The sequence below is a fragment of the Neisseria sp. HMSC067H09 genome (assembly GCF_001814135.1).
Lineage (GTDB): Bacteria > Pseudomonadota > Gammaproteobacteria > Burkholderiales > Neisseriaceae > Neisseria.
In genome coordinates this window covers 1-7,127 of record NZ_KV814928.1, presented here as the reverse complement: position 1 = coordinate 7,127, position 7,127 = coordinate 1, and the positions used below count along the sequence as shown (strand labels likewise).

At 52.7% G+C, this 7,127-nt stretch carries 6 protein-coding genes and 1 pseudogene; 2 read left to right on the top strand and 5 right to left on the bottom strand.

Features of this window, described 5'->3' with window-relative positions; genetic code table 11:
• Positions 1-49: 49 nt before the first annotated feature.
• The 4 genes from murA to HMPREF2954_RS12710 form a co-directional block, all read right to left on the bottom strand.
• Complete coding sequence (murA, locus tag HMPREF2954_RS08370) at positions 50-1,303, bottom strand: UDP-N-acetylglucosamine 1-carboxyvinyltransferase (RefSeq protein WP_003760990.1); 1,254 nt, start codon at positions 1,301-1,303, stop codon at positions 50-52.
• A gap of 204 nt (positions 1,304-1,507) precedes the next feature.
• On the bottom strand, positions 1,508-1,972 hold the full coding sequence (locus HMPREF2954_RS08365; RefSeq protein WP_045072580.1) for a GNAT family N-acetyltransferase: 465 nt from the start codon (positions 1,970-1,972) through the stop codon (positions 1,508-1,510).
• Positions 1,973-2,018: 46 nt separating this feature from the next.
• Positions 2,019-2,228 carry a hypothetical protein gene (locus tag HMPREF2954_RS08360; RefSeq protein ID WP_045072581.1) on the bottom strand — a complete coding sequence of 70 codons (210 nt, stop codon included), beginning with the start codon at positions 2,226-2,228 and terminating at the stop codon, positions 2,019-2,021.
• Between the two features lie 236 nt (positions 2,229-2,464).
• Positions 2,465-2,971 carry a hypothetical protein gene (locus HMPREF2954_RS12710; RefSeq protein ID WP_231574602.1) on the bottom strand — a complete coding sequence of 169 codons (507 nt, stop codon included), beginning with the start codon at positions 2,969-2,971 and terminating at the stop codon, positions 2,465-2,467.
• A 3-nt stretch (positions 2,972-2,974) separates the two neighbouring features.
• Between HMPREF2954_RS12710 and HMPREF2954_RS13035 the strand changes: the two are divergent.
• Positions 2,975-3,085 (top strand): annotated as a pseudogene (locus tag HMPREF2954_RS13035) (IS5/IS1182 family transposase); the annotation flags it as partial.
• Positions 3,086-3,181: 96 nt separating this feature from the next.
• On the opposite strand, the gene metG reads toward HMPREF2954_RS13035, so the two are convergent.
• Entirely contained in the window at positions 3,182-5,659 is a 2,478-nt protein-coding gene (gene metG, locus HMPREF2954_RS13280) for a methionine--tRNA ligase (RefSeq protein ID WP_082054520.1), read from the bottom strand.
• A gap of 238 nt (positions 5,660-5,897) precedes the next feature.
• On the opposite strand from metG, the gene HMPREF2954_RS08345 reads away from it, so the two are divergent.
• On the top strand, positions 5,898-7,076 hold the full coding sequence (locus HMPREF2954_RS08345) for a phosphoglycerate kinase (protein ID WP_045073733.1): 1,179 nt from the start codon (positions 5,898-5,900) through the stop codon (positions 7,074-7,076).
• Positions 7,077-7,127: the final 51 nt, after the last annotated feature.

The window sequence follows — 7,127 nt, the reverse complement described above, 5'->3', positions numbered from 1 at the left end:
AAAGGTCGTCTGAAAAAGCTTTCAGACGACCTTTTTTATACAAGGGCTCTTAACCGCGTACCCGCTCGATTTTCGCGCCGACTTTGCCGAGTTTTTTCTCGATGTGTTCGTAGCCGCGGTCGAGGTGGTAGATGCGTTCGACGATGGTTTCGCCGCCGGCGACCAAGCCTGCCATGACGAGGCTGGCGGAGGCGCGCAGGTCGGTCGCCATCACGACGGCGCCGGAGAGTTTTTCCACGCCTTTGACGAAGGCGGTGTTGCCTTCGGTGGTGATGTTCGCGCCCATGCGGTTGAGTTCGGGAACGTGCATGAAGCGGTTTTCAAAGATGGTTTCGACGACGCGGCTGTCGCCTTCGGCAACGGCGTTCATCGCCATAAACTGCGCCTGCATGTCGGTCGGGAAGCCGGGGTGGACGACGGTGCGGATGTCCACGGCTTTGGGGCGCTGCTGCATGTCGATGGAAATCCAGTCGTCGCCCGCTTCGATGATGGCGCCTGCTTCGACGAGTTTGTCCAATACGGCTTCCATGGTTTTGGGGGCGGCGTTGCGCAGGACGACTTTGCCGCCGGTCATGGCGACGGCGCAGAGGAAGGTACCGGCTTCGATGCGGTCGGGTACGACGCTGTGTTCGCAGCCGTGCAGCTCTTTTACGCCTTCGACAGTCATGGTTGATGTGCCGATGCCGCTGATTTTCGCGCCCATTTTGACGAGGCATTCCGCCAAATCGACGACTTCGGGTTCGATGGCGCAGTTTTCGAGGATGGTCGTGCCTTCGGCGAGGGTTGCCGCCATCAGCAGGTTTTCCGTACCGCCGACGGTAACGACGTCCATGACGACGCGCGTGCCTTTCAGACGGCCTTTGGCTTTGACGTAGCCGTGTTCGATGGTGATTTCCGCCCCCATGGTTTCGAGGCCTTTGAGGTGCTGGTCGACAGGGCGCGAACCGATGGCGCAGCCGCCGGGCAGGCTGACTTGGGCTTCGCCGAAACGCGCCAGCGTCGGGCCGAGCACGAGGATGGAGGCACGCATGGTTTTCACCAGTTCGTAGGGGGCGCAGGTGTTGTTGACGGTGCCGCCGTTGATTTCGAATTCGTGAATGTTGTCGGTCAAAACGCGCGCGCCCATGCCTTGCAGCAGTTTTTGGGTGGTTTTGACGTCGGCGAGCATGGGTACGTTTTTCAGGCGCAGGGTGCCGGAGGTCAAGAGTCCGGCGCACATCAGCGGCAGGGCGGCGTTTTTCGCGCCGGATACGGTGATTTCGCCGTTGAGCGGGCCGTTGGCGGTGATTTTGAGTTTGTCCACAGTGTTTCTTTCGTTGTTAAGACAAGTCCCGTCGGCGGCTGCCGGCAGGACGGGGTTCGTTTAGGTTCGGAATTATAAGGGATTTTGACGGTTTTTGCGGGCAGGCGGGGAGAATTCTTCCGAAGGGTGTTTACGGGGTACGAATGGTCGGAAGGGTCGTCTGAACATATCGGGCGCAACCTTGCAATGTCTGTTTCTACGTTTTCAGACGACCTGTAAATCCAGTTTCATCACGGAGACGGTTTCGCCGTTGTGCCATTGCGTCGCAATTTCCCGCCAGCCGTATTTGGCATAAACCGCCTGTACGTCGGGCGTATAGAGGTAAAGGGCGGGCAGGCGTAAGGAGCGGGCGGTTTTTAGACAATGGGCGATGAGCGCGTGTCCGATGCCTTTGCCTCGATATTCGGGCAGGACGAATACGTCGCCCAGCCAGTATTCGTATTGCGGAAATTCTTCCATGTCGAAGCGTTTGAGCGCGGCGGAACCGAGCAGCCGTCCGTCTTCCGAAACTGCGGCAAAGGCGAGCGGCAAACCGTCCCCGTCCAGACATTTTCGGTAATAGACACGAATTTTTTCAAGCGACGACCACGGGGCGAAGTCGTGCCATTCTTGGTAGAGCGCACGGGTAAGCGGCTCGATGTGGCAGGCTTGCAATGAAGTGATGTTCATGACGCGTTATCGTGTAGAAAGGTCGTCTGAAAGATTATGCCGAAATTTATAAACCACGGGATAGCGAACGGGATGGGGCTGGTTTTTCTGCCGGAGACAATTGTTTGATGATTATTTCTAAATCAATGTCTTGTGACGAATTGAGCTCAAGCGGATATTTTAAACGCATATAATTAATAATACTGTTGAATGAAAGTCCTGCTTTATTTAAAGTCTTTATTTCCTCAATAATATGTAAAGGTAGCTGATGCATCATTTTTCTCCTTTGGATTTTATCTATTGGGCAAATTCTTAGTTTAGACTGTTTTTAAGCAAACCGTCGTAAAATGAAGGCGGTAAAAACCAGATACAAGCAATTATCCCAATTCATATTTTTATTTTTACATATGTAGGAATAATCAAATTTGAATTTCTTGTTATTGTACCCTCCAAATGCAAGAAAGGGTCGTCTGAAAACCAATATTCAAAGTTTTCAGACGACCCCGTCCATCCTTATCTGCCATCCTTCTGACGGATGAAGGCATCGGCTTTGGCGCGGCGTTCGGTTTCTTCGGCAACGGTTTTACGCAGCAATTCATCAACGGGAACACCGCGGCGCGGGGCTTCTTCTTCCGCATACTGTTTTATCTTACTGTCCATATACGCCTCTACCTGACGGCGCAAACGGTCACGTTCTTCACGGCTTTCCGCGCACAGGCGCTTCAACTCCTTATCTTCGAGATGGTGAAAGCTTTGTTTTTTGAATTCCTTCTCCAGTCTCGAATATTGTCGGCACTGATCGACTTTCGGATGGCTAAACAACAAAGCCATAGACAAAAAGTTGAAATATTCGGCGGCCTCTTTATTGTCCCGATAACAAAGCGAACCGTTCGCCAAAGTATTGGTGTCTTTAAACAATTGCTGACACTCGGCGGCAAGCTTTTTATTTGCCGCAGCATCGAATGACGCACCGGTTTGGTTTTGCGCGGTGGCAGAAGCGGACAAGCCGGCGAACAGCAAAGAAAATATAGTGGATTAAATTTAAATCAGGACAAGACGACGAAACCGCAGACAGTACAGATAGTACGACAAGGCGAGGCAACGCCGTACTGGTTTAAAGTTAATCCACTATATAAAGGCTTTTTTCATCAGTTTTTCCTTGGTTTTAAGATACAAAAAAAGCTGTCCGAACATCTTGCATGATGGTTTCAGACAGCTTTTTTCAGCGTTTTAGCCCACTTTATCCCCGGGCTGCGCGCCGGCATCGACATCGAGCAGCTTCAGTTTCCCGTCTGCCGTGGCGGCGGAGAGGATCATACCTTCGGATACGCCGAATTTTGCCATTTTGCGCGGGGCGAAGTTGGCGACGGCGATGACCATGCGGCCGTTCAATTCGGCGGGGTTGGGATAAGACGCGGCGATGCCGGAGAAGATGATGCGTTTTTCAAAACCGAAATCGAGGTCGAATTTTAAGAGCTTGGTGCTGCCTTCGACGGCTTCGCAGTTCAATACTTTGGCGACGCGCATGTCGATTTTCATGAAGTCGTCGAAGCTCGTTTGTTCGGCGACTTTTTCGTATTTGCCCTCTTCAGCGGCAGGTGCGGGGGTCGTCTGAATGCTTTGTTTGTTGGCTTCGATTAAATCGTCCACTTGTTTTTGCTCCACTCGTTGCATTAAATGTTCGTATTTGTTGATGGCGTGTTCGCCTAGGGTTTCGCGCGTGTTCGCCCAAGTAATCGCGTCCAGATTGAGGAAACGCGCGGCGTTGGCGGCGGTTTGCGGCAACACGGGGGCGAGGTAGGCGGTCAGCATGGTGAAGGCGTTGATGAGTTCGCTGCATAGGTAATGCTGTACATCATTTAAAGAAAACATATTAATATAATATTCAGCAATATTATCAATATCTTGATTGATTCCTTTTTTGAATTCTTGCTGTGTTAATCCAAAAAATCTGCTTTTATCTTTAGGATTATAACCTAAGACATCATTAGTGAATTTCCGAGTAGAAAGTCCTTTCTTATACATTTCATATAGTTTGTCAACTGACAGCTCTTGCTGAGTTTTCTCAATTGCTTCTCTAATTACTAAATTTTGATTTGAATACTCTTTTTTGTAGTTAAAGAATAAATGCTGTGCTGTTTCTGGCAATGCTTCTACAAACTCTTCGATTTTCCTATTTATTGCCTTGGAAAATCCAACTTGTGAATATACTTCTTCAACAAATAAAGCATCAGCTGGATTCCATTTAATGTCTGGCTGTTTATTTAATCGATTAAAGCCAAATTTAGCATAATTTGCGAAAGTCCACGGTTTGTTGGCATCGACATATTCGTTCACGGCATCTGCCAATGCCATGATGTCGCGCAGGGCGCGGGCGTATTCGCGGTTTTCGTATTGCTCGGCTATGTTGTCGCTTTCGGCAGCGAGTTTTGCCAGCAATGCGCTGCCTGAAACGTCTTTCAGGCGACCTTCAAAGCGTTTGGCGATGAAACCTGACGCGCGGGCGGCGATGTTGACGTATTTGCCGACGAGGTCGCTGTTGACGCGGCTGATAAAGTCTTGCAAGTTCAAATCGATGTCTTCGATTTTGCTGTTGAGTTTGGCGGCGATGTAGTAGCGCATCCACTCGGGATTCAGGCCTTGTTCCAGATAGGATTTGGCGGTGATGAAGGTGCCGCGCGATTTGGACATTTTTTGTCCGTCCACGGTCAGGAAACCGTGTGCGTACACGCCGGTCGGGGCGCGGTGGCCGGAGAAATGCAGCATGGCGGGCCAGAACAGGGCGTGGAAATAGAGGATGTCTTTGCCGATGAAGTGGTACATCTCGGTTTGGCTGTCGGCTTTGAAGTATTCGTCAAAATCGACGCCGATGCGGTCGCACAGGTTTTTAAACGACGCCATGTAGCCGACGGGCGCGTCCAGCCAGACGTAGAAATATTTGCCCGGCGCGTCGGGGATTTCGAAACCGAAATACGGCGCGTCGCGGGAAATGTCCCAGTCGGACAGGGTGGTTTCTTCGCCTTCGCCCAGCCATTCTTTCATTTTGTTGAGGGCTTCGGCTTGCAGATGGGGCTTGCCGTCGTGCGGGTTGTTGCCGGAAGTCCATGCTTTGAGGAAGTCGGCGCATTCGCCCAGTTTGAAGAAGAAGTGTTCGGATTCGCGCAATTCGGGTTTGGCACCGGAAACGGCGGAATACGGGTTGATCAGTTCGGTCGGGGAATAGGTCGTGCCGCAGACTTCGCAGTTGTCGCCGTATTGGTCTTGGGCGTGGCATTTGGGGCATTCGCCTTTGACGAAGCGGTCGGGCAGGAACATTTGTTTTTCGGGGTCGAAAAGCTGCTCGATGACGCGGCTCTCAATCTTGCCGTTGGCTTTCAGCGCGCGGTAAATGTCTTGGGAAAACTGTTTGTTTTCAGGGGAATGGGTGCTGTAATAATTGTCGTAGCCGATGTGAAAACCGGTGAAGTCGGCGAGGTGCTCTTCGCGCACTTTGGCAATCATGTCTTCGGGTGCGATGCCTTGTTTTTGCGCGGCCAGCATCACGGGCGTGCCGTGGGTGTCGTCGGCGCAGCAGTAGTGGCACTCGTGGCCGCGCAGTTTTTGAAAGCGCACCCAAACGTCGGTTTGGATGTGTTCGACCATGTGGCCGAGGTGGATGCTGCCGTTGGCATAGGGCAGCGCGGAGGTAACAAGGATTTTGCGTGTCATGGTTTTATGCTTGGGAAAACAATGGATAAAGATGGGGAATTATACCGTAAATCGTGCGGGCGAGACGGGGGAAAGGTCGTCTGAAAAAAGGGATTTAAGGTTTCAGACGACTTTTTATATCGACGCTGCCGCTGACGCAAATCAAGCGCAGGCAAATCCCGCCTTTACCGATGCGCCCCGTTCGCGGATAATTGAGAACATTCCCATTTCCGTTTCCAACCTTCACAAAGGATACATCATGGCATTTCTGAAACTGACCGAACAAAACGTGCAGGGCAAAACCGTCCTCATCCGCGCCGATATGAACGTGCCGTTCAAAGACGGCAAAATCAGCGACGACACCCGTATCCGCGCCTCGCTCGCGTCCATCAAATACTGCCTGGACAACGGCGCGTCCGTTATCGTGATGACCCACCTCGGCCGCCCGACCGAAGGCGAATTCCATCCCGAAGACGACGTTGCACCCGTTGCCGCGCACTTGGGCGGCCTGTTGGGCAAAGACGTGAAAGTATTGAACGACTGGCGTGAAAACAAACCTGCCCTGAAAGCGGGCGATGTCGTCATGCTGCAAAACGTGCGCATCAACAAAGGCGAGAAGAAAAACGATTTGGAACTGGGCAAAGCCTATGCCGCCTTGTGCGACGTGTTTGTCAACGACGCGTTCGGCACCGCCCACCGCGCCCAAGCCTCGACCGAAGCCGTCGCCCAAGCCGCGCCCGTTGCCTGCGCCGGCGTATTGATGGCGGGCGAACTCGACGCTTTGGGCAAAGCCCTGAAACAGCCCGCGCGCCCGATGGTGGCGATTGTCGCCGGCAGCAAAGTGTCCACCAAGCTGACCATCCTCGAATCGCTGGCGGACAAAGTCGACCAACTCATCGTTGGCGGCGGTATCGCCAACACCTTCCTGTTGGCGGAAGGCAAAGCCATCGGTAAATCGCTGGCGGAACATGATTTGGTGGAAGAATCCAAAAAAATCATGGCGAAAATGGCGGCAAAAGGCGGCTCCGTACCACTGCCGACCGATGTCGTCGTTGCCAAAGCCTTTGCCGCCGATGCCGAAGCGGTTGTAAAAGACATTGCCGACGTTGCCGAAGACGATATGATTTTGGACATCGGTCCGAAATCCGCCGCCGCGCTTGCTGAGTTGCTCAAAGCCGCAGGTACGGTGGTGTGGAACGGTCCGGTCGGCGTGTTTGAGTTTGACCAGTTCGCAGGCGGCACGAAAGCCCTTGCCGAAGCCATCGCCCAAAGCAAAGCATTCTCGATTGCGGGCGGCGGCGACACGCTGGCGGCGATTGCCAAATTCGGCGTGACCGACCAAATCGGCTACATCTCCACCGGCGGCGGCGCGTTCCTCGAATTCTTGGAAGGCAAAGAGTTGCCGGCCGTAGCCGCTTTGGAAAAACGCGGCGCGTAAGCGGTTTGACGTAAAAAAGAGGTCGTCTGAAAACTGAACTGGCCCCCAAAT